The 23,961-nt window shown below is 35.7% G+C and carries 20 protein-coding genes; 13 read left to right on the plus strand and 7 right to left on the minus strand.

Going from position 1 to position 23,961, the window contains the following annotated elements; genetic code table 11:
- Nucleotides 1–9 precede the first annotated feature (9 nt).
- On the plus strand, nucleotides 10–576 hold the full coding sequence (gene tadF / locus C0975_RS08610; protein WP_101775981.1) for a tight adherence pilus pseudopilin TadF: 567 nt from the start codon (nucleotides 10–12) through the stop codon (nucleotides 574–576).
- A gap of 19 nt (nucleotides 577–595) precedes the next feature.
- The gene (locus C0975_RS08615) at nucleotides 596–2,386 is read left to right on the plus strand and encodes a TadE/TadG family type IV pilus assembly protein (RefSeq protein WP_101775982.1); all 1,791 of its coding nucleotides are present in this window, start codon (nucleotides 596–598) and stop codon (nucleotides 2,384–2,386) included.
- A 271-nt stretch (nucleotides 2,387–2,657) separates the two neighbouring features.
- On the opposite strand, the gene C0975_RS08620 is transcribed toward C0975_RS08615, so the two are convergent.
- Nucleotides 2,658–3,260 (minus strand): peroxiredoxin C, encoded by a 603-nt coding sequence (locus tag C0975_RS08620; protein WP_101775983.1) that lies wholly within the window; start codon nucleotides 3,258–3,260, stop codon nucleotides 2,658–2,660.
- A 155-nt stretch (nucleotides 3,261–3,415) separates the two neighbouring features.
- Between C0975_RS08620 and metC the strand changes: the two genes are divergently transcribed.
- Nucleotides 3,416–4,618 carry a cystathionine beta-lyase gene (gene metC / locus C0975_RS08625; protein ID WP_101775984.1) on the plus strand — a complete coding sequence of 401 codons (1,203 nt, stop codon included), beginning with the start codon at nucleotides 3,416–3,418 and terminating at the stop codon, nucleotides 4,616–4,618.
- 88 nt (nucleotides 4,619–4,706) lie between these two features.
- Here metC and C0975_RS08630 read toward each other — a convergent pair whose 3' ends face one another.
- The gene (locus C0975_RS08630; RefSeq protein ID WP_101775985.1) at nucleotides 4,707–6,056 is read right to left on the minus strand and encodes a GntP family permease; all 1,350 of its coding nucleotides are present in this window, start codon (nucleotides 6,054–6,056) and stop codon (nucleotides 4,707–4,709) included.
- Nucleotides 6,057–6,309: 253 nt separating this feature from the next.
- Between C0975_RS08630 and C0975_RS08635 the strand changes: the two genes are divergently transcribed.
- Nucleotides 6,310–6,828, plus strand: a complete 519-nt coding sequence (locus C0975_RS08635) for a gluconokinase (protein ID WP_101775986.1) — start codon at nucleotides 6,310–6,312, stop codon at nucleotides 6,826–6,828.
- Between the two features lie 65 nt (nucleotides 6,829–6,893).
- Here C0975_RS08635 and gntR read toward each other — a convergent pair whose 3' ends face one another.
- Nucleotides 6,894–7,892, minus strand: coding sequence for a gluconate operon transcriptional repressor GntR (gene gntR / locus C0975_RS08640; RefSeq protein ID WP_101775987.1), 999 nt, complete (start codon nucleotides 7,890–7,892; stop codon nucleotides 6,894–6,896).
- A 113-nt stretch (nucleotides 7,893–8,005) separates the two neighbouring features.
- Between gntR and selD the strand changes: the two genes are divergently transcribed.
- Entirely contained in the window at nucleotides 8,006–9,061 is a 1,056-nt protein-coding gene (selD, locus tag C0975_RS08645; protein WP_419540169.1) for a selenide, water dikinase SelD, read from the plus strand.
- A 59-nt stretch (nucleotides 9,062–9,120) separates the two neighbouring features.
- On the opposite strand, the gene hemH is transcribed toward selD, so the two are convergent.
- The 3 genes from hemH to ydiJ are packed head-to-tail and all read right to left on the minus strand — an operon-like array spanning nucleotide 9,121 to nucleotide 13,587.
- Nucleotides 9,121–10,086, minus strand: coding sequence for a ferrochelatase (hemH, locus tag C0975_RS08650; protein WP_101775988.1), 966 nt, complete (start codon nucleotides 10,084–10,086; stop codon nucleotides 9,121–9,123).
- The gene (locus C0975_RS08655; protein WP_101775989.1) at nucleotides 10,079–10,498 is read right to left on the minus strand and encodes a hotdog fold thioesterase; all 420 of its coding nucleotides are present in this window, start codon (nucleotides 10,496–10,498) and stop codon (nucleotides 10,079–10,081) included. Before C0975_RS08655 ends, hemH begins: the two co-directional genes overlap by 8 nt.
- Nucleotides 10,499–10,500: 2 nt before the next feature.
- Nucleotides 10,501–13,587: a D-2-hydroxyglutarate dehydrogenase YdiJ gene (gene ydiJ, locus C0975_RS08660; protein ID WP_101775990.1), complete on the minus strand. Its 3,087-nt coding sequence runs from the start codon at nucleotides 13,585–13,587 to the stop codon at nucleotides 10,501–10,503.
- 545 nt (nucleotides 13,588–14,132) lie between these two features.
- Here ydiJ and ompA point away from each other — a divergent pair.
- The 8 genes from ompA (at nucleotide 14,133) to hrpA (ending at nucleotide 22,336) form a co-directional block, all read left to right on the plus strand.
- Nucleotides 14,133–15,161: a porin OmpA gene (gene ompA / locus C0975_RS08665; protein ID WP_101775991.1), complete on the plus strand. Its 1,029-nt coding sequence runs from the start codon at nucleotides 14,133–14,135 to the stop codon at nucleotides 15,159–15,161.
- Between the two features lie 97 nt (nucleotides 15,162–15,258).
- Nucleotides 15,259–15,843, plus strand: coding sequence for a LemA family protein (locus tag C0975_RS08670; protein ID WP_101775992.1), 585 nt, complete (start codon nucleotides 15,259–15,261; stop codon nucleotides 15,841–15,843).
- Between the two features lie 15 nt (nucleotides 15,844–15,858).
- Nucleotides 15,859–16,308 (plus strand): TPM domain-containing protein, encoded by a 450-nt coding sequence (locus tag C0975_RS08675; RefSeq protein ID WP_101775993.1) that lies wholly within the window; start codon nucleotides 15,859–15,861, stop codon nucleotides 16,306–16,308.
- Nucleotides 16,301–17,047 carry a TPM domain-containing protein gene (locus C0975_RS08680; RefSeq protein WP_101775994.1) on the plus strand — a complete coding sequence of 249 codons (747 nt, stop codon included), beginning with the start codon at nucleotides 16,301–16,303 and terminating at the stop codon, nucleotides 17,045–17,047. Before C0975_RS08675 ends, C0975_RS08680 begins: the two co-directional genes overlap by 8 nt.
- A gap of 84 nt (nucleotides 17,048–17,131) precedes the next feature.
- Nucleotides 17,132–17,461: a Grx4 family monothiol glutaredoxin gene (grxD, locus tag C0975_RS08685; protein ID WP_101775995.1), complete on the plus strand. Its 330-nt coding sequence runs from the start codon at nucleotides 17,132–17,134 to the stop codon at nucleotides 17,459–17,461.
- Between the two features lie 108 nt (nucleotides 17,462–17,569).
- Nucleotides 17,570–18,022 (plus strand): DUF441 domain-containing protein, encoded by a 453-nt coding sequence (locus tag C0975_RS08690; protein ID WP_101775996.1) that lies wholly within the window; start codon nucleotides 17,570–17,572, stop codon nucleotides 18,020–18,022.
- A gap of 19 nt (nucleotides 18,023–18,041) precedes the next feature.
- On the plus strand, nucleotides 18,042–18,419 hold the full coding sequence (locus C0975_RS08695; protein WP_101775997.1) for a DUF423 domain-containing protein: 378 nt from the start codon (nucleotides 18,042–18,044) through the stop codon (nucleotides 18,417–18,419).
- 5 nt (nucleotides 18,420–18,424) lie between these two features.
- Nucleotides 18,425–22,336, plus strand: a complete 3,912-nt coding sequence (gene hrpA, locus C0975_RS08700; protein WP_101775998.1) for an ATP-dependent RNA helicase HrpA — start codon at nucleotides 18,425–18,427, stop codon at nucleotides 22,334–22,336.
- Between the two features lie 591 nt (nucleotides 22,337–22,927).
- Here hrpA and C0975_RS08705 read toward each other — a convergent pair.
- A complete protein-coding gene (locus C0975_RS08705) occupies nucleotides 22,928–23,290 on the minus strand; it encodes a hypothetical protein (RefSeq protein WP_101775999.1) in 363 nt (120 codons plus the stop codon).
- Nucleotides 23,291–23,961 lie beyond the last annotated feature (671 nt).

Raw genomic sequence — 23,961 nt, forward strand, 5'->3', positions numbered from 1 at the left:
GAGCTATATATGAAAGAATTTAGTTTATTTAGGATGATTAAAACATTCTTAAGGAATAAAAAGGGATCAGTCACTATTGAGTTTCTTTTTATGTCAATGTTTCTTCTTATCTTGTTTGCATTTTTATTTGATTTAGTAATGTTACGCTCGACATTAGGTAAATTGGATAATGCTTCGTATACGATGGTCAGTATTTTGAGGGAGCGTTCACAGCTCTATAATCGTATCCCTCAAATTAATGATACTGATTATAAGCAATTTGAAAAGCTTGCTAAAAAGCTGCTTTATGGAAATAAAGATAGTGATAAAAAAATAGGTGTTGTTTTAGAATATTGGGCACAAGATGGTTCTGGACGTAGAATTCCTAATGCGATAGGGGATTGTAAGCCATATAAAAAGCTTTCTGATTTGAGTTATTTATCTCCTCGTTCAGAATTAAATAATGAAAGGAAAATACCTCTCTATCAAGTAACATTATGTGTTGAAACTCATAGTCTATTTGAATCTTTGTTATTAGATGAATCTCAGCGTTCATCAGGTTTGATGAGATCGTCATCAATGTCAGTATCACGATAATCTATCGTGGAGGAACTTTATGAAAAAATTGAATTTTACGTTTTACTTTTATAATAAATTAAGACAGTTTTATGTTGATGAACGAGGGGTTTATGCAGTAATGACTGCTTTACTTGCATTTCCACTATTAGTTTTAGTCGGTTTTACTGTTGATGGTACCGGTGTTTTATTAGATAAATCCCGCTTAGCACAGGGGATGGATCAGGCCGCATTAGCGCTTATTGCGGAGAATAATAATTATAGAGAAAATAAAAAGCATTCTGATGTTAATAGACAGATTATTTCTAAAGAGGAAAAAGAGAAGTTTGGTGGAAATGAATTTATAGCCAAACAAGAGAAACGGAATCAAGAGTTAATCCAAGGTATTGCCAAATTATATTTAAGATCAGAAGATAGTAATGACTCTGACGCTCCTGTTAAAGTTAGCAAAGATTTTCAGTATTTATGCGAGGAATTAGATTTACCAACAGGTAATGAATATTCTCGTCGTAAACCTGTTGTTTGCCAGGTGCAAGGTAGTGTAGATCGTAAATTTTGGTTACCAGTAAGTGAGTCGCTTGCTAATGTAAATTCTCTTAAAAATGGACGCTTGACTTTAGATTCACAGACTACCTATGCCATTAAAGAAAAAGGAGTGGTAATTCCAGTTGAATTGATGTTGGTTGCTGACTTTTCGGGGTCTATGCATCAAGACCTCAATGGGAAATATAGCAGTGATAAAACTAAAATGGGAAAAAGTAAAATCTCTATTTTGAGGGAAGTTGTTGGTGAGATTTCAAAAATTTTATTACCTACTAAAATATCAGAAGAAGTGAGTCCCTTTAACCGAATGGCTTTCACTACTTTTTCTGGTGGAGTAAGACAAAAAGATGAAACAAGGACATGTACCCTACCCTATGAGAGAAAAGCATGGAAAAATTCTACTAAATTGACTATTGAAAGATGGATTACAGGTAATAATACACCTCTTAAATGGGATGCAGCAACAAAACAATGGGTATATAGCTGGGTAAAGTTTGATGACCATTATAAGGGATACTATGATCAGTTTTATGAGAATACATGTAAAGTGTCAGGAACGGGGAGTAACGCAGTTACTTACTGTGATATATCAGCAAATCCTAAAACTATCATGAATTATGCTCTTTCAATTAAGGACTGGACTACGGTACGTGCTATTTTTAATAAATATATGGATATCAATGAAACTATTAATCAAGTTCAGACTTTTGATGGTTCTAAAAGAAACTATCATTTCGTGTTTGATGATGATAGATACTGTCTTGGTGGAAATAAGGGGCAGAAAACAACACAATCTTGGTTTGATCAAACAAATAAAAATATCTCTGGAGCATTGAGTAGTATTAATCCTCATGGCTGGACTTCTGCATCGTCAGGATTAATTGTTGGTGCAAATTTGATTATGGATGCGAATACGGATCCTAAAGCTAAACCGTCGAAATTAGGTACAAATACGCAAAGAATTATTATGGTGTTATCTGATGGAGAAGATAACTGGCCGACTTATGATACACTCGTAACACTATTAAATGCAGGTATTTGTGAAAAAATTAAAGAAAGAGTAGATACGTTACAAGATCCAGATTTTAGAGAATTGCCTACTCGTATTGCATTTGTTGCATTCGGTTATAGCCCACCTAAACGCCAGGTAGATGCTTGGAAGAAATGTGTTGGTGATCAATATTATGTAGCATATAGTCAGAAAGAGTTATTAGATACATTTAAACAAGTTATTGGATTTGAAGAAGAAGTTGGACGTTCCTCTTCTAAAAAACCAAAGTTTAACTAAAACGTTAATGGTATAAAAAATCCCTTGTTTTCAAGGGATTTTTTGTTTATATCTAATTTTCTCGCTATGACAGCTATACACGATGTGTATAAGAGAATAGATTCTAATGAATGGTTCTTTAAATAAAGAATAAATTACCTAGAGTAGTTAAAGCTTTTAAGGAAAACAAATATATTGATATAGTGTTATTTATATTTTTATTTTCAATATAAAACAAAAGGATTAACTTTAAGTTAATCCTTTTTAATTTTTAAATAGCTATAATTTAATATTATAGTTCATCAGCGTGTTGTTTTAAGTACTTTGCGACACCTTCAGGGCTGCCGGTCATCCCTTCTTTGCCTTTTTCCCATTGAGCAGGGCAAACATCACCGTGTTCTTCATGGAATTGTAGTGCATCAACCATACGTAGCATTTCATCGATGTTACGACCTAATGGTAGGTCGTTAACGACTTGGTGACGTACGATCCCTTCTTTGTCAATTAAGAAAGAAGCACGTAATGCAACACCTGCTTCTGGGTGTTCGATGCCGAATGCTTGTGCAATTTCATGTTTGATGTCTGCGACTAATGGGTATTTGACTTCGCCGATACCACCATTTTCTACAGGGGTTTTACGCCAAGCGTTATGGCTGAATTCAGAATCGATAGAAATACCAATGATTTCTACACCACGTTTTTGGAATTCTTCGTAGCGGTGGTCAAATGCGATTAACTCAGATGGACAAACAAATGTGAAATCAAGTGGATAGAAAAAAACAACTGCAGCTTTGCCTGCAATATGTTGTTTAAAATTAAAATTATCAACAATTTCGCCATTACCTAGCACAGCTGCTGCGGTAAAATCTGGTACTTGACGAGTTACTAATACCATAGTCATAATCTCCTATTAAAAATTAAACAAAAAACACTGCTAATAAGTAGCAGGATTTGCTTTTCTATTCTAAAGAAAGTTAACTGGTTTTGACAGTGGTTTTTGTCTTTCATATACATCATGCTTGTTTTTATTGCTATAAGGAGCGAATTATCATGTCAAAGCGCCATTCTTTATCTACAACTTTTGTACATGCAGGGCGTAACAAAAGATTTTTACAGGGAAGTGTGAATCCTGTTATTCAGCGTGCATCATCATTAGTATTTGATAGTCTAGCACACAAAAAGCAAGCTACTATTCAGCGAGCAAAAGGGGCGTTATTTTATGGGCGACGCGGTACATTGACGCATTTTGCTTTACAAGAAGCGATGACAGAATTAGAAGGTGGAGTGGGTTGCTATTTATATCCTTGTGGTGCAGCAGCAGTTACTCATAGTATTTTATCTTTTGTACAAAGTGGCGATCATATTTTGATGAGTGGTGCAGCCTATGAACCCTCACAAGACTTTTGCAATCTGTTATTGAAGCAATTTAGTGTAGAAACTACTTACTATGATCCCATGATTGGTGAAGCAATTTCATCTCTGATTAAACAAAATACCAAAGTGCTTTTTCTTGAAGCACCCAGTTCACTTACGATGGAAGTTCCTGATATTCCAGCCATTGTTAAAGCAGCACGCCAAGTTAATCCTGATATTGTGATTATGATTGATAATACTTGGTCTGCAGGAGTGTTATTTAAAGCGTTGGAACATGACATTGATATTTCAATTCAAGCCGGAACTAAATATCTAGTTGGGCATTCAGATGTGATGATTGGTACGGCAGTCGCTAATGCTCGTTGTTGGGATAAGTTACGTGAAAATTCCTATTTAATGGGGCAAATGGTTGATGCTGATAGTGCTTATGTCACCGCAAGAGGGATTCGGACATTGGGTATTCGTTTGAAGCAACACGAAGAAAATGCATTAAAAGTGGCACGATGGTTAACTTCACAACCTCAAGTAAAAGCGGTCTATCATCCTGCGTTAGCGAGTTGTCCAGGACATGCATTTTTCAAGCGTGATTTTACAGGAGCAAGTGGGTTATTTTCATTTGAATTGCAGCAAAAATTGACACAACAACAGCTTGAATGCTTTATGAATCATTTCAGTTTGTTCAGTATGGCTTACTCTTGGGGCGGCTTTGAGTCATTAATATTATATAACCAACCAGAAGAAATTATGGCTATTCGTCCAAGTATTGAACGTAAATTGAGCGGTACTTTAATTCGTGTGCATATAGGATTAGAAGATCCAGAAGATTTAATTGCTGATTTACAAGCGGGTTTTGAACGTTTAACGCAGTGCGCTGATTGATTTGGATGTTTATGAGATAAATTGAGAAAATCGAACCGCACTCGGGGTGATTTGAAGTTGGGTCAAGTGCGGTCGATTTTTTTAAATTTTACAATAAGATGCTACCAATGCCAGCAATAGTGAAGCCCACAACACCAATCAGTGTTTCCATGACTGTCCACGTTTTTAAAGTTGTTTTTTCATCCATTTCTAAGAAACGACTGACTAGCCAGAAGCCAGAATCATTAACATGTGATAGTGCTGTTGCACCTGAAGCAATGGCAATCACAATAAAGCATAAATCAAATTGACTTAATCCTGATGTTGCTGCCACAGTTGGCGCAATAAGTGCTGAAGCTGTAGTTAATGCGACAGTTGCAGAACCCTGCGCAACACGTAATGCTAGAGCAATGATAAAGGCGGCAACGATAACTGGTAAACCTGTATCTGATAGCATTGCGGATAATTCGTTACCAATTCCACTTGCTCGTAATACACCACCAAACATACCGCCAGCGCCAGTAACTAGTACGATAGCGCAGATTGGTCCTAAAGCATTATCACAGATTTTTTCAATTTGCTCGTAACTGCGTTGGTCTTTCAATAAGAAGATTGCCACGATTAATGTGATTAATAGCGCAATTGGAGTTTTTCCTAATAAGCGTAAACCTGCTACCCAAGGTTGTGAGCCATCAATAACTTTAGCCACACTTAATGTATTTAAGCCTGTATCAAGCAAAATTAAACAAATAGGGAGTAGCAGAATCAATAATACATGATTAAAACTTGGTGGATTTTGTACTGCCATTTCACTGATTGCGTTATCATTTAAAAATGCTTTTGGCAATTCTAATTTAATTTTTTTACCTGAATAGATACCAAATAAATAAGCTGCAATATACCAAGTCGGAATGGCACAGATTAAACCAATGATGACTAATAAACCCATATTTGCGCCAAGAATATCACCAGAAGCAACAGGACCTGGATGTGGTGGTAGGAAAGCGTGCATAACCGCAAATGCCCCCGCAGCAGGTAAGGCATAGCGTAATGTTGAACCACCAAATTGTTTTGCTACGCTAAAAATGATTGGCAACATGACTACTAAACCAGCATCGAAGAAGATAGGGAAACCAAATAGCAATGATGCAACCCCTAAGGCGAATGGGGCTTTTTGTTCACCAAATTTATTGATTAATGTGTCGGCTAACACTTTTGCTCCACCTGTGATTTCAAGTAAGCGTCCAATCATTGCACCTAAACCTACAAGTAAGGCAACCGCAGCGAGTGTATTTCCAAAGCCAGATAACAGTGTCGGTAAAATTTTATCGGCAGGAATGCCTGTTGCTAATGCAGTGAGTAGACTGACAATAATTAATGCAACAAAAGCATGTACTCTGAATTTCATAATTAATAGCAACAGTAGCAATACTGCTGCAACCATAATGAGAATTAACATTGAAAACCTCCTTTTGGTTTGTTGTTACTGGTAACATACTTTGCTCTGCTGTTTTGGTAAAGTGGATTTTCTGAATAATTTTCAAATTTGTGATCGCCTTCAAAGAATATTGCCATTGCTTACAATGGTATCTATTTTTAATGATGAACGAGGATAAAATTTATGTGATATTTGTCACAAAATTAAATGTTACCAGTAACGTTATACTGAAATTTTAGGTATGGTAAGTAAAAGGCAATAAGAGGGACTCATGATGTCAAAAGTAAAAGGTAAAGGTTTTATCTTAATGGGGGTATCTAGTACGGGAAAAACCTCGGTTGGGACTGCGGTCGCGCAACGCTTAGGTATTAAATTGATTGATGGAGATGATCTTCATCCAAGAGCAAATATCATCAAAATGGGACAAGGACAACCATTAAATGATCAGGATCGTGCACCATGGCTAGAACGTATCCGTGATGCCGCATTCAGTTTAGAGCAAAAAAGTGAAGTTGGGATTATTATTTGTTCGGCATTAAAAAAACAGTATCGCGATTTAATCCGTGATGGCAATGATGTGAAATTTTTGTTTTTACACGGTCCTTTTGAGTTAGTTCTTGAGCGAATGAAACAACGTAAAGGTCATTATATGAAAACAGAGATGTTAAAAAGCCAATTTGATACGCTAGAAGTACCACAAGCGGATGAATCTGATGTTATTCATATTAGTATTGATGGGACATTTGATGAAGTCGTAGAACGCTGTGTTAAGGCTCTTGAACCTTTAATTTAATGGGTAAAATTTGTTTAAAACTGACCGCACTTTTAATAAAGCTCTTTGTCAAGTGCGGTCACTTTTTAGATACTTTCACCTAAGTGAATTTGATAACCTAGATTAATAATAGAACTTTGTTGTGGCATGCCCTGTATGCGATTTAATAGCTCTTGTGCTGCTATTTTACCAATTTCAAGTCGTGGAGTGATGACTGTTGCAAGCTGTGGTGTCATTGATTGTCCAACATCATGGCCATGAAAACCTGCAATAGCAACTTGTTTTGGCACTTTGATTCCTAAACGTTGACATTCAAATAGGGCACCGATTGCTAAGTCATCATTCGTACAAAAAATACCGTTTAATTCGGGTTTTTGTTGTAACGCTTCATGTAATTGCTGTGCACCAAGACTAAATGAAGAAGGTTGTTCTGTTGTTAAACTATGGGGCTGTAAGCCATGTTTTCGCATGGCTTGTTCATAGCCTTGCATTTTTAGGCGTGTGCGTTTGTCCATACGTGCAGAGAAATAGACAACATTTTTATGACCTCGATTAATCATCGTTTCAACCATGGCTTGTGCCGCCGCAATATTATCAAAGCCAATCGCTTGTTGAATACCAATTTCACTGCACTCCATAATTTCCACTACAGGAATATTGGCAACTTCAAGCATTTTTAATGTGCGAGCAGTATGTTGATTTTCTGAAAGAATAAGCCCATCTACATTGTAAGAAAGTAAGCTTTCAATACGTTGTTCTTCTTTCTTTGCGCTATAACCATAGTGAGCTAACATAGTTTGATAGCCCATGTTATCACTAATCATTTCAATCCCTTTAATGACATCAGCGAATACTTGGTTGGTTAAAGATGGAACAAGGACACCAATCGCGCGGCTTTTGGCATTAGACAGAATATCAGGTGCTCGGTTAGGTATATAACCAAACTGTTCAATTGCCTGTGCGATTTTAGTTTGGGTGTCTGGTGCAACTGATTCTGGGTTACGTAAATAACGACTGATCGTCATTTTCGTAATACCAAGATGGGTGGCGATATCTTGTAAGGTTGGGCGTTTGCGCTTGCTCATTTTTCTCAATGTCTTTTTGGTGTAACTGGCGTATAATCAGGCTAAATTATTGGTTAGGAGATTAGAAAATGCAAGCCAAAATTGAACAGAATCTTACCGCACTTGAGCAAGAAATGAATGAAACGATTGCAAGCACTGTGCGTTTAACTCAATACAGTCATGGTGCAGGCTGTGGTTGTAAAATCTCGCCTAAAGTATTAGAAAAGATCCTACATTCAGAAATGGAAAAATGGGTTGATCCGCATTTGTTAGTCGGCAATGAAACCAAAGATGATGCGGCTGTTTATGATATTGGTAATGGAATCGGGATTATTAGTACGACAGATTTTTTTATGCCCATTGTCGATGATCCTTTTGATTTTGGACGTATTGCAGCGACCAATGCAATTAGTGATATTTTTGCGATGGGAGGAAAACCAATTATGGCGATCGCTATTTTAGGTTTTCCAATTAAAAAGCTACCTGCAGAAGTGGCACAAAAAATTGTTGATGGCGGGCGTTTTGCTTGCCAACAAGCAGGTATTGCGCTTGCTGGTGGGCATTCTATTGATTCGCCAGAACCTATTTTTGGTTTAGCCGTAACAGGGATCATTCATACAGATAGAGTGAAGAAAAATGCCTCAGCAGAGGCAGATTGTAAGCTATTTTTGACTAAGCCACTTGGTATTGGTGTACTGACAACTGCAGAGAAAAAAGGCAAGTTAAAAGCTGAACACAAAGGATTGGCTACAGAAATTATGTGCCAAATGAACTGTATTGGTACTGAGTTTGCTGAAATAGATGGTGTGACTGCAATGACGGATGTAACTGGTTTTGGTTTACTTGGGCATTTAATCGAAATTTGTGAAGGATCAGATTTGAGTGCACATGTGTATTTTAATAAAGTGAAAACGTTAGAGGGAGTTGAACGTTATATTGAAAAAGGGTGTGTACCAGGAGGAACTGAACGTAACTTTGCGAGTTATGGTCATAAAGTGAGTACTATGACAGTGTTGCAAAAAGCGATCTTATGCGATCCACAAACCTCTGGTGGTTTATTAATTGCAGTTAAACCAGAAGCAGAGTCTGTGGTATTTGAAATTGCACAAAAAGCAGGAATTGAATTAATTGAAGTAGGAAAACTGATTACCACGAATGAAGAAAGTGCGGTCAGAATTCAAGTCATTTAATAAAAAATAGGTTAATGCCTTGCTAGCTTAGCATTAACCCATTTAAAATTAAATACAATTTATATTCTACTCAGAATCAAGTTTGCCATCATTTCAATATGTTTTGGTGTGGTATTTAATGCTGGAATGTATCGATAGGAAATACCACCATTTGTTAAGAAAATTTCTTTATTTTCTTCTTCAATTTCTTCTAATGTTTCTAAGCAGTCAGCGGCAAAGCCCGGACAGATTACCGCGATTTTGTGAATATTCTGGCTGGGTGCTTGCATTAAAAATTGATCAGTATAAGGTTGCAGCCATTCTTCCTTACCAAAACGGGATTGAAATGATAATCCCCATTGATTTTCAGTGAAACCTAATCGATCAATTACTTCAAGTGCAGTTTGTTTACAATGTTCGCGGTAATAATCTCCCATGTTTTCGTAACGTAGTGGGATACCGTGAAACGAGAATAGTAAAAATTCATCAGGTTGGAACTGAATTTTGATGGATTCAACTAGCGCAGAAATATAATCCTCATTTATGTGGTAAGAATGAATGAAATCAAAGGGGAGAAAACCTCGTTGGGTATGGATAACTTTAGCAAACGCATCAAAAACAGCACCAGTTGTTGAACTACTGTATTGTGGATAGAGTGGTAATACAATAAGTCTTTCTACGTGTTTTTCTAGCAACTTTTGTACAGCGTTTTCGATAGATGGATTGCCATAAGTCATACCAATTTCAACAATAATATTTTGTTTTTGTTGAATAAAATATTCTTGTAATGCTTGCTGTTGTTGGCGTGTAATTGTGAGTAAGGGGGAACCTTGTTCTGTCCAAATAGAAGCATAATTTTTAGCAACACGTTTAGAACGTAAAGGTAGAATAATGCCTTTTAATAACGGAAACCATTTGTAGCGTGGTAAATCTACTACACGAGGATCTGTTAAAAATTGCCATAGATAATGAGAAATTGCTTTGGGCGTTGGGTTATCAGGTGTCCCTAAGTTAACTAAAATAACGCCTATTTTTTGTTTATTCATGATTGACCACTGAAAGAGTTAAACGAGCAATACAACAAAGTTTATTTTGTTGATCATTTATATGTATTTGCCATACTTGAATTTTTTTGCCTAAATGAACTGGCGTAGCCCTTGCTGTCACTATTCCTTCTTTGACTGGGCGGAGATGGTTGGCATTGATATCTAAACCGAGTACAGCTTGATTTTCATTTATACAACAAAAGCCTGCCATAGAACCAATCGTTTCTGCCAATGCTACTGAAAGTCCACCATGCAGAAAACCCATAGGTTGAGTAGTGCGATGATCAACGGGCATCGTGGCTTCAAGCCAATCATCACCTTGTGCACTAAATTTGATGGCGAGATGTTCAATTGCGCTACGTCGGCTGAGCTGATTCATTTGCTCAAGGCTATAATGCTTTCTCCAAATCATATTTATTCCAATAATGTTAATAAGGCTTGTACAGGATGTTTAGGTTGCCATTTTTCCATGCGCTTAACTTGGCTGCGACAAGAATAGCCTGTTGCTAAACAATATTCAGGATTTTTTCCCGCTAATTTAGTTGACCAAGATAAATCATAAATTTGTTTAGACATTGTGACGTGTTTAGTTTCATGACCAAAAGTACCCGCCATACCACAGCAGCCAACGCTTTCTACCTGTAATTTTTGTCCAAACAGTGCAAAAATTTGTTGCCATTCTTTTGCACTATTGGGCAACGCTGTTGATTCGGTACAATGTGGGAATAAGTACCACTCTTGTTCTTTAAAAGTGCGGTCAGTTTTCACAAAGTTTTGTAATACGCTGTGTTCATCATCTAATTGAGTTTTTAACCATTCTTGTGATGTGAAGACATGGAATTCCCCACGTTGTTCTGCAAGTACTTCTTTGTATTCATCACGATAAGTTAGCACAATAGCAGGATCAACACCGACCATCGCAATGTCTAGTTTGGCTATCCGAGATAAAAAGTCAGCTTGATTTTTAGCTGTTTTAGCGAAACGAGTTAAGAACCCTTTAATATGTTGGGCTTTGCCATTTGGTTTAAATGGTAACAAGACTGGTTTGTAGCCTAGCGTTTGTGTAAATGCAACAAAGTCGGCAACGACTTTAGCATCATAATAAGATGTGAAGGGATCTTGTACAATCATTAAAACTTTTTGTTTTTCGACCGCACTTAATTGTTCTAATTGCTCTAATGAATCCCCTTGATAACCAATTTTGACTAATTGTTGTTGTAATGAAGGTGTTGAAAGCAGAGGGAGATCAATCAACCCTAGCATTTTTTTTGTCGCAGCTTGAGTGAATTTAGCCGCAGTAAAAAAATTGAAAAAAGTCGGTTTTTTAGCCATTAATGGAGCAAGGTATTCAACATTAGCAATCACATGATCTTTTGCAGGACGCAGGTAGCGGCTGTGATACAAATGAAAAAATCTTGAACGGAAATTGGGTACATCAATTTTGATAGGACATTGGCTCGCACAAGCTTTACAAGCTAAACAGCTATCCATTGCCGCTTTCACTTCGTGTGAAAAATCATATTCACCACGCCATTTCTGTATTGTATTTCGTATTTTTTCGATTAAATCAGTCAGTTTTATTTCATTTTGACGAAAATCCAGCTGTTCTGGTGAGACATTTTCATTTGCCATTAAACGTAACCACTCACGGAGAATGGCTGCACGCCCTTTTGGTGAAAATAAACGATTCTTGCTGATTTTCATTGAAGGGCACATAGTACTATGTACGTCAAAATTAAAACATAATCCATTTCCATTGCAATTCATTGCTCCGTTAAATACTTCGCGGATTTGTATCGGAATTTGCCGATCGTTATCTGCTCGTATTGGTGATAAAATTGAATAAAGCTCATCTTTGCTATGCAATGGCGTACAAATTTTACCAGGATTTAAGCGATTGTCTGGATCAAATAAAAACTTGATATAACGAAGCTCTTGCCATAATTCTGGGGTAAAATACTTTTCAGCGTATTGTGAACGCATACCTTTGCCATGTTCCCCCCAAATAAGTCCTCCATATTGGCAGGTTAATTCGGCGACTTGGTCAGAAATTTGTTTAAATAACATGACTTGTTCTTTATCACATAAATCTAATGCTGGGCGTACATGTAATACCCCCGCATCTACATGACCAAACATACCGTATTGTAGTCCTTGTTCATCTAATATCGCTCTGAACTTTGCAATATAATCTGCCAAATTTTCAGGAGGAACACAGGTATCTTCGACAAATGGAATTGGTTTTGCCGCACCTTTCGCATTACCTAATAAACCCACTGCTTTTTTACGCATCGCATAAATACGTTCAATTGAAGCTAAATCTGAACAAACTTGATAGCCAATAATTGCATCTTGTCGCTGGGCAATTTTGTTATCTAATTCAGCACAAAGTGTATTGATTTGGCGTTGAATTGTTGCTTTATCATTGCTTGCATATTCCACAATATTTAAACCAAGAATTGGGTTATTTTCATTTTCAGTGAGTAATTCATTGACAGAATGCCAAATAATATCTTGCTTAGCTAAATTGAGCACAGTTGAATCGACAGTTTCGACAGAGAGTGCATTGGCTTTGACCATAAAAGGAGCATTACGTAATGCTGCATCAAAAGAGCTATATTTAACATTAATTAATGTACGGTATTGAGGAATGGGTGTAAGATTTAAAGTCGCTTCACAAATAAAAGCAAGGGAACCTTCTGAACCGGTGAGAATACGAGTGAGGTTAAATTCACTTTCGTCTTGATTAAACACATTTTTCAGATCATAACCTGTTAAAAAACGATTGAGCTGAGGTAAATCTTGGAGGATTTTGTTACGCTTTTCTTTACAGCGTTGAAAAACTTCTTGGTGCAGCTGATAAGCTTTTTTTGATAAATGGCTCTGTGCCAGATTTTCTAAAAATCTATCCGTTTTAACCACACTTGTATCTAGAATTTCACCGTTCATTAAAACCGCACGCAAGCCCAATACATGATCAGAGGTTTTACCGTATTGTAATGAGCCTTGTCCTGAGGCATCGGTATTGATCATCCCGCCTAACGTCGCACGGTTACTGGTCGAAAGCTCAGGTGAGAAAAATAGCCCATAAGGTTTTAAAAATTGGTTAAGTTGATCTTTAATTACACCTGCTTGTACTCGCACCCAACGTTGCTCAACGTTGAGTTCTAAAATTGCGGTCATATGGCGTGAAAGATCGACAATAATATTATTGTTAATTGCTTGACCATTTGTCCCAGTTCCGCCACCACGTGGTGTAAAGGTTAAACTTTGATAGCAAGTTTGCTGTGCAAGCTTTGTAATCCTTACAAGATCTGCAACATTTTTAGGGAATAAAATTGCTTGAGGTAATTGCTGATAAACGCTGTTATCCGTTGCTAAAGTTAAACGTTCGGCATAGCTAGTGCTAATATCTCCATCAAAATGTTGGGTTTTTAAGTCATTTAAATAATCATGAATAAGCGGAGAAAGTTGTGGAATATTTTTCAAACGGGGTAGCATTTTAATCACTCTGTAAATTATTAAAATAATATGTCAATTTTAAGTAAGTAATTGTAAGTGTTTCATCTAGAATAAATAATAAGAAAGTTTATCATAGTCAAACTTTCTTTAGGTGGAAATTTTTTAAACAATAAGATTTTTATTTATCAAAAAGGAGTCTTGATATAATAACTACAATCATTTGATAAATTCATGCTTATTTTTTGAACTTTTCAGCTCTAATTTTGGTTAAATAATGAGCGCGCTAGCTAAAAACAGTTTGATTTTATGGTATTAAGGTAGGATAATATAGGTACTTTTGAACATTCCTTTATGTGATTTATTTAAATAAAGGAAAGAATTTGTCAAAAGAGATTAGGGCAAATTCAAGCCTTGCTAAATGTAAAGACTTAAACTTGGTAGGTTAAAAAGAGTTCACTTTTTAAATGAAAAAGTTTAAGATGAAAATGAACACAAGTTTTTGTGTTTTGAGTTTTAATTAAAATAATTTAACTAAAACTTAGTTTTAATTTTAAAGATGACTAAATGATAAGAGGATCATCCAAATGAAAAAAACTGCAATCGCATTGACTATCGCTGCACTAGCAGCAGCTTCAGTAGCACAAGCAGCTCCACAAGCTAACACTTTTTATGTAGGTGCAAAAGCTGGTTGGGCTTCTTTCCACGATGGTTTAAATCAATTCAAAGAAAATGGATATGCTGTTAAGCGTAATTCTGTGACTTATGGTGTATTCGGTGGTTATCAAATTACTGATAACTTTGCTGTTGAATTAGGTTACGATGATTTTGGTCGTGCAAAAGTTAAATCAGAAGGTTTAACTCTAGCTAAACATACTAATCACGGTGCGCACTTAAGCTTAAAAGCAAGTTATCCAGTATTAACAGGTTTAGATATTTATGGTCGTGTTGGCGCAGCGTTAATTCGTTCAGACTATAAAATTGCAGATGAAATGACTGCTCGGGTACAAGATTTCACTCGCAACCATAGTCTAAAAGTATCGCCAGTATTTGCAGCGGGTGTTGAATATGCATTCATTCCTGAATTAGCTGCACGTATCGAATACCAATGGGTAAATGGTGTAGGTAAATACAAAGATGTAAATGGTAATCGCCAAGACTATACACCAAGCATTGGTTCTGTAACTGCTGGTTTATCATATCGTTTTGGTCAAGCAGTAGCTATGCCTGAAATCATCAGCAAAACTTTCACGTTAAATTCTGATGTGACTTTTGGCTTTGATAAAGCAGATTTAAAACCGGCTGCACAAACTGTATTAGATGGTATCTACGGTGAAATCGCACAATTAAAATCTGCTTCTGTAGCCGTTGCAGGTTACACTGACCGTTTAGGTTCTGATGCTTACAACTTAAAATTATCACAACGTCGTGCTGACACAGTAGCTAATTATTTAGTTGCTAAAGGTGTTGCACAAGATGCAATTAGCGCAACTGGTCACGGTGAAGCTAACCCTGTAACTGGTAACAAATGTGATTCAGTTAAAGGTCGTAAAGCGCTTATCGCTTGTTTAGCTGATGATCGTCGCGTTGAAATCGCTGTTAAAGGTAACAAATAATTAATTTGTTAAGCTTATAGCAAGAATTATTGAAAGACCTAAACTTATGTTTAGGTCTTTTCTTTTATCAATTGGTTTAAATTTAAAGGAACTTGAAATGAAAAAGTGGATTGCTATTATTTTAGTAGCGGTTGTTGCTGGTTTTACTTTAATGACTAGCTACAATGGCTTAGTCAAAGCAGAAGAAGAAATTGATTCTGTGTGGGCAAGTGTTGAATCAGCATACCAACGTCGTGCAGATCTTATTCCAAATTTAGTGAATACCGTGAAGGGACAAGCTAATTTTGAGCAAGAAACGTTAACAAAAGTGACGGAAGCGCGTGCTAAAGCATCACAAACAAAAATTGATCCTTCAAATCTTTCGGAAGAACAGCTTGCTAAATTCCAACAACATCAAAATGAAGTTGGCTCTGCTTTATCCCGTTTATTAGTCACAGTGGAACAATATCCTACGCTTAGAGCCAATGACGCTTTTATGAACTTACAAGTACAGCTTGAAGGGACAGAAAATCGTATTAATGTGGCGCGTAATAAGTTTAATGAAGCGGCTCGTGTATATAATCAAAATGTACGTCAATTCCCAACCAAACTTGCGGCTATGATATTTGGCTTTAAAGAGAAACCGTATTTTAGATCAGTAGAAGGTGCGCAAAATGCACCAACAGTGAACTTTAATCATTAATTGAAAGAAAGTAATATGCCTTTGTTTTCACGAATTCCAATTAATAAAACACAAGTTGAGGAAGCTATTTCTCAACTTGAAAGTCAGACCTCAGCTGAATTACGCGTCTATATTGAACGAAGAATAGCACAAACATCACAGGCAAAAACAGGATTTGAGCGTGCATTACAAGTTTTCGATGAATTAAAAATGTATGAAACACAAGCAAGAAATGCCGTACTGATTTATGTCGCTTTTAAAGACCATCAGTGTTCAATTATTGGTGACCAGGGCATTCATCAATATGTCGGTGAGCAATTTTGGCAACAGCAATGTAACATTATGATCGATTATTTTCGGCATGCACAATATACCGAAGGTATTGTGAGTGTAATTACAAATATTGGTCAAGAGCTAGTGGCTTATTTTCCAATTCAGCCTGATGATAAGAATGAATTAGATAACGAGGTAATTATTAATGACTAGATGGCTTAAAAGTGCGGTCATTTTTTTCGGTATTTTGTTCACTACAGCTGTTATTGCGGTGCAATTCCCAATACTACCAACACCTTTCCAATATGTGAATGACTATACAAAAACATTATCTGCTCAAGAAAAAGTGCTATTAGAGAATAAATTAGTGGACTATGGGCGTGAAACAAGTTCGCAAATTGCAGTAGTGATTATTCCATCAGTGGGTGAATATGAGATTTCACAATATGCTTTTGAATTAGGCGATAAATGGGGAGTTGGTCGTAAACAGCTAAATAATGGCGTATTAATGTTAGTGGCGAAAAATGACCGTAAGATTTTTATTGCAGTAGGGCAGGGATTAGAAGGAGTTTTACCCGATGCATTTTTAGCACAAGTTATTCGTAACACTATTACGCCCTATTTTAAGCAAGGACAATATGCACAAGGTATTAATCATGGCTTAGATTATATTATTGCAGCAAGTAAAGGCGAATTTGATCCAAACCAAGCGGATGAAGAAACATGGGAAAAATATATACCATTCATTATGGTCGTTTTTTTTATTTTGTTTGTTCTTTTTGGTGAATTCGGTGGGAAACCTTATATTAGTCCTACCAATAATCATCCAAGTAATGTGTTGCGTTGTCGTTCTTATCGTAATGGTAATGGTGGTGGTTTTGGCGGTGGTAGTTCTGGGGGCAGTTTTGGTGGAGGTAGCTTTGGCGGTGGCGGTGCTGGTGGAAGCTGGTAAATAGTTGATTATTTAAGTCGGGTTATTGGTCGCATCTTTTCTGTATGTTACAATATCACCGTTTACTTACTTTTGAGGAAAATTATGGAAACCTTAGATAAAATCAAAAAACAAATTAGTGAAAATCCTATTCTTATTTATATGAAAGGCTCACCAAAGTTCCCATCTTGTGGTTTTTCTGCTCGTGCAGTGGAAGCATTGATGCATTGTAAAGTCCCTTTTGGTTATGTAGATATCCTACAGCATCCTGATATTCGTGCTGAATTACCTGCTTATGCAAACTGGCCAACTTTTCCCCAATTATGGGTTGAAGGTGAGCTGATTGGTGGTTGTGATATTATTTTAGAAATGTTCCAACAAGGTGAGCTTCAAACTTTGTTAGCAGAAGTTGCCGCAAAATATCCACAAGAGTAACAATTAATAGCCCGCAATTTGCGGGTTTTCTTTTTTCAATTCACATCACAAAAGTAGAATAACTTGTTATAATTCTCAGCTAAAATTTACCGCACTTTTGAGAGCATTATGTCTTTACAATTTAATTCAGTCGCACTTTTGCTTGTTGTATTAATTTTGCTTGGTGTTCTAAGTAATAATAGTTCAGTGACTATCTCTGCTGCAATTCTTTTATTAATGCAACAAACTTTTTTGTCACAATATATTCCTTTTATGGAAAAGCATGGCATAACCATTGGCATTATTATTTTAACGATTGGTGTGTTAAGTCCAATTGTATCAGGTAAGATCCAGTTGCCAGATTTAACTATCTTCTTAAATTGGAAAATGTGGCTTGCTGTTGCTATCGGATTATTAGTCGCATGGTTAGGGGGACGAGGAGTTGGCTTAATGGGAACACAACCTGTGCTATTAACAGGTTTATTAATTGGTACCATTTTAGGTGTTGCATTTATGGGGGGAATTCCAGTTGGTCCACTAATTGCAGCAGGTATTCTGTCGCTGTTTTTAGGTAAATCATAAATATTTAATAGGTATGAAGATGAAAAATAAATGGTTGTTTATTGCGGCACTTAGTGGATTTTTTTGTATCGCATTTGGTGCGTTTGCGGCACATGGTTTGGAGAAAACACTTTCAGCAAAAGCATTAGCTTGGATTGAAACTGGCTTAAAATATCACATGTTTCATACTATCGCACTAATGGTATTAGCAACTTTATCCTCTTATTTCAAATTAGAAACAGATAAATTTATTTCCATGATTGGGATAACTTGGTCTTTTGGCATTTTATTGTTTAGTGGAAGTTTATATTTATTAGCATTAGGTGCGGGCAAGATGATGGTTTGGATAACACCAGTTGGTGGCAGCTTATTTTTAATTGGTTGGGCGACATTAGCCTATCGAAGTATAAAAAATTAAGTAGTATGAAAACGAATCTTAGAAAAACAGAATTTACGGCATTACAAAAATCTTTATTATCTGATCTTAATGAAGTGATGAATGTGGACTATCGTCAGCTTTTAGCTCGCATTAAAGGGATTAGTAATATTAAAAGTGAGGATGTACAGCAAGCTGCCGTAGCCGAAATTCAGTCACAAATTCAATTAGCTCAAGCACGATTAAACCAGCGTAAAAGTGCGATCAAACCTATTGAATTTCCAGATAGTTTACCTGTTAGCCAACGTAAAACTGAAATCCAACAGCTCATTGCACAACATCAAGTGATCGTGATTGCAGGAGAAACAGGTTCTGGTAAAACAACACAATTACCTAAAATGTGCTTGGAATTAGGTCTTGGTGTAAAAGGCTTGATTGGACATACTCAACCTCGGCGTATCGCTGCACGAGCAGTGGCAACGCGTATAGCAGAAGAACTGAATACAGAGCTTGGTACTTTAGTTGGCTATAAAGTTCGTTTTAATGATCAAGTTAGTGATAATACGATGATTAAATTGATGACTGATGGTATTTTATTGGCTGAAATTCAACATGATCGCTTTTTAAATCAATATGATACATTAATCATTGACGAAGCTCATGAGCGTAGTTTAAACAATGATTTTATTTTAGGCTACCTCAAACAGTTGTTACCCAAACGTCCTGATCTGAAAGTTATTATTACTTCAGCAACTATTGATGTTGAACGTTTTTCTAAACATTTTAATCATGCACCAATTATTGAGGTTTCGGGAAGGACTTATCCTGTTGAAGTTCGTTATCGACCTATCGTAGAGAATGATGAACAAGATCAGCTACAAGCAATTTTAGATTCAGTAGATGAACTACAAGCTGAAGGGCGTGGTGATATTTTAATTTTTATGAATGGTGAGCGTGAAATTCGTGATACTGCAGAAGCTTTACAAAAACAAGATCTAAAACATACTGAAATCTTACCACTCTTTGCTCGTTTATCTATACAAGAACAGAATAAAATTTTTCATCCAACAGGATTAAATCGCATTGTATTAGCGACTAATGTGGCAGAAACATCATTAACAGTACCAGGTATCAAATATGTCATTGATCCTGGTACAGCACGCATTTCTCGTTATAGTTATCGTACAAAAGTACAGCGTTTGCCTATTGAACCAATTTCGCAGGCTTCAGCAAATCAACGTAAAGGACGTTGCGGACGAGTAAGTGAAGGGATTTGTATTCGTTTGTATTCAGAAGAAGATTTTAACAATCGCCCTGAATTTACCGACCCAGAAATTTTACGTACGAATTTGGCTTCTGTGATTTTACAAATGACAGCATTAGGGTTAGATGATATTGCTTCTTTCCCTTTTGTCGATGCGCCAGATAAACGCAATATCCAAGATGGTATTAAATTATTAGAAGAGCTAGAAGCTTTTCATTTTATAAAAACAAAATTTGGAGAGAAACGCCAATTAACGCCGATTGGCCGGCAATTAGCGCAACTGCCTGTTGATCCACGTTTAGCCAAAATGTTGCTTACCGCAGTAAAATTTAATTGCTTGCATGAAGTCATGATTATTGTTTCTGCGCTATCTATTCAAGATCCACGTGAACGTCCACAAGAGAAACAACAATCGGCCGATGATAAACATCGTCGGTTTGCCGATAAAAAATCTGATTTTTTAGCATTTTTAAATTTGTGGCATTTTATTCAAACGCAGCAGAAATCCTTGTCTAAGAGCCAATTCCGCCGTTTGTGTCAAAAAGATTATCTGAATTATTTACGCATTCGTGAATGGCAAGATATTTATCATCATATCCGTTTAACTGTACGAGAGATGGGATTACCGATTAATTCTCAAGCGGCAGAATATGCGCAAATTCATACCGCACTTTTAAGTGGTTTACTATCGCATATTGGGATGAAAGAAAATGAAAAACAGCAATATTTGGCTGCACGAAATGCACATTTCGCGATTTTTCCAAATTCAGTTTTATTTAAAAAACAGCCTAGATGGGTAATGGCTGCAGAATTAGTTGAAACTTCAAAATTATGGGGACGCATGTTAGCCGATATTGATCCTGAATGGATTGAACCGCTAGCTACTCATTTAATTAAAAAGTCTTATGCTGAACCTCGTTGGTCTAAATCTAAAGGTGCGGTAATTGCAAATGAGAAAGTGAGTTTATATGGTGTACCAATTGTGGCAAGTCGCCCTGTGAATTATGGCGCAATAGAACCACAGGTCAGTCGTGAAATTTTTATTCAGTCTGCTTTGGTTGCTGGAGAATGGTTCACTAAACATCAGTTTTTTCACCAAAATCGACAATTGATTCGTGAAATTGAAGATTTAGAACATAAAAGTCGTCGTCGAGATATTCTAGTTGATGAGCGTACTTTATTTGAATTTTATGATCAACGTATTGGAACAGATGTGGTTTCACAGCGTCATTTTGATAGCTGGTGGAAAAAGGCGAGTCAACAAAATCCTGAATTACTTAATTTTGAAAAAGCGTTTTTAACTAAAGATAATGTAGAACAAATCAGTGAGTTAGATTTTCCAAATTTCTGGCACCAAGGAAATTTAAAATTCAAATTAACTTACCAATTTGAACCTGGAACAGAAGCTGATGGTGTAACAGTACATATTCCTTTGCCGTTATTAAATCAAGTAGAAATGAGAGGTTTTGATTGGCAGATTCCGGGATTACGCAAAGAGTTAGTTATTGCTTATATTAAATCTTTACCGAAATCTTTACGTCGTCATTTTGTGCCAGCGCCCAATTATGCTGAAGCTTTTTTAAGTCGTGCCAAACCTGTTGAAAAACCACTTTTAGATAGCTTGATTTACGAGCTTCGCCGTATGACCGGTGTGAATGTTGAAGCAGGAAATTGGCAATTAGAACAGCTACCAAACCATTTAAAAATGACTTTTCGGGTGATTGACGATAAAGGTAAAAAAATTGCAGAATCGATGGATTTAGATAGCCTAAAATTCCAATTAAAAGATCAAATACAACAAAGCATTTCAGCTGTGGCAGATAATGGAATTGAACAAAGTGGGATTCATATTTGGAATTTTGATCAGCTCCCACAATGTTATGAGCAAAAAAAACGTGGTTTTACTGTTAAGGCTTTTCCAGCTATTGTAGATGAAAAAGACTCAGTAGGAATCAAATTATTTGAAACAGAATTTGAGCAACAAGTGGCAATGCAGCAAGGGCTACGTCGCTTATTGTTACTCAATGTCCCTTCACCGATTAAATATTTACATGAGAAATTACCAAATAAATCGAAGCTCAGCTTATATTTTACACCTTTTGGTAGAGTACTCGATTTAATTGATGATTGTATCGCTTGTGCTGTAGATAAACTTATCACTGATTTTGGTGGTGTTGTGTGGCAGGAAGCTGATTTTGAGAGGCTACGTGATTTTATTCGTGAACATTTAAATGAAACTACGGTAATAATTGCAAAGCAAGTAGAGCAAATTCTCACTTTAACGTATGCATTAAATAAACGTTTAAAAGGTAAAATGGATTTCACGATGGCATTTGCGCTGTCTGATATCAAAGTACAACTTAATCATTTAATTTATCAAGGCTTTGTGCAAAAAACAGGTTATGCTCGCTTGAATGATTTACAGCGTTATTTGCAAGGTATTGATAAGCGTCTTGATAAACTATTACAAGATGTTAACCGAGATCGTGCGGCTATGTTAAGAGTAGAGCAAGTGAGTCAAGCATATCAACAGCTTATTACAAAATTACCGAAATCTAAACCGCATTCGGAAGAAGTCAAAGAAATTCCTTATATGATTGAGGAATTACGCATAAGTTTATTTGCTCAACAACTCGGTACTAAGTATCCAATTTCGGATAAACGGATTTTGAATGCGATTAAAGTGTTAAGTTAAAAAATAAAGGTAGCTCTCAGTATTGAATATGCTACTTTTTTGCATGGCATTCAATATTCAATCACTACTTTTAAGAGATTCTTTTTTAGAGAATGGCCAATTTTTAAGAGGATTATCATTATGTAATATTCTATATAAGCTACTTTCATTAATAGAAAACTTAATAATTATTGAATTATTTATCAACAATACTTTTATCCTTGTTTTTATATCGCGCTTATTTCACTGACTTTTATTATCGTTGTAATTAGGACAGTAAGGCAACTAGATTTTTTTAGTGCTTAATTACTCTAAGCCTTTTGCTTGTTTATGCTCCTTTCTTATTTGAAAGAGTGCCTATCAATAGTTCATTTTTTTCATTGAATTAAGTTCAAATATTCAAAATATATTTTTAAAATTTTTCTATATCTATAACTCGTGGTATATAGATTTTTAAAACGTGTGAAATGTATTATAAAAAAGATATATATTAAGAAACGGAAGTGGAGCATTGATAACAAAAAAGCCTTTAAGTTAATTTAAAGACTTTTACGCTAATATATTTTTTATATTCTAACTTAGTTGTCAAAAACTAAAAGAAATGTTTGTTATTTAAATGGCGTGGAATTTCTTAATGAAATCACTGTAATTTTCTCGTACAGGCAAACCTACCGTTCCTCCTACAAAATAAACTGTTATGCCATACATTTGGACTCCATTCGGTTTTTCTTGTAAATAAGAAACATTATAGTCATGGATACCAATTTTAGCACCACTATTTGACGTTGTTTGTACAAAATTACTCAATTTTCCTTTAAGGCTTTCATAAGACTCATTTACTTCATGAGTTACACCGTCACAATGTAGCAGTACTGTATTTGATGAATTAGTATTTTCTTCCATATAGAAAATTGCGGTTTTACTCACAGTTACCTTATTACCAGATATTAATGTTAAGTCAATAAATCCTGACATCATAAGCTCCTTTTACTTTAGTAATAATGCTATTTCTTGTACACAGTAAACTGTGTACATGTATATTAATAGTAATGATTATCATTATTAATTAGATTTTTGTTCTTTTATGTAAAGAACAGTAAAATAAAGGTAAGTCTTTTTACATTGAAATATGGATATATTTAGACAATGCTTCGTGAATTCTGTTTTACAATCCTTGTCTTGCATTTAAATAACAATCTGTATATTTTTGAGTAGATTGCTATTACTATATATTCAAGGTGTTAAAAAAACGCTCAAAATTTTTATGTTTAAATTTCGTTTTTTTTATCAAAGAATTTAATGTGAATAATCATTTAATATCTATGAATGAGAATGCGATGAATACAGTACTGAAAAGAATAAGTTCGCTAGATTTTGGTTTCTTGATTACTCGAATATAATGTAGGGGGGCTGTTAAAAACAAATTCAAACTATCAAATTCTATAATTAAATGTTGTCAAAATAGCATTTATTACTTTGCAATGCATTCGAGTTACGAAAATATTAGCTTAACTTAGAATTCTTGATATAAGTGAATTAAAATCAATTATTTTCATGAATAAAAATGACTGGATAGATAGTAAAGATGTCTAGATACCTTGCTTACTTATCAAATAATTAGCTGGTTGCTATTTATTGATGTCAAA

Source organism: Pasteurella oralis (assembly GCF_002850605.1).
Taxonomy (GTDB): domain Bacteria; phylum Pseudomonadota; class Gammaproteobacteria; order Enterobacterales; family Pasteurellaceae; genus Pasteurella; species Pasteurella oralis.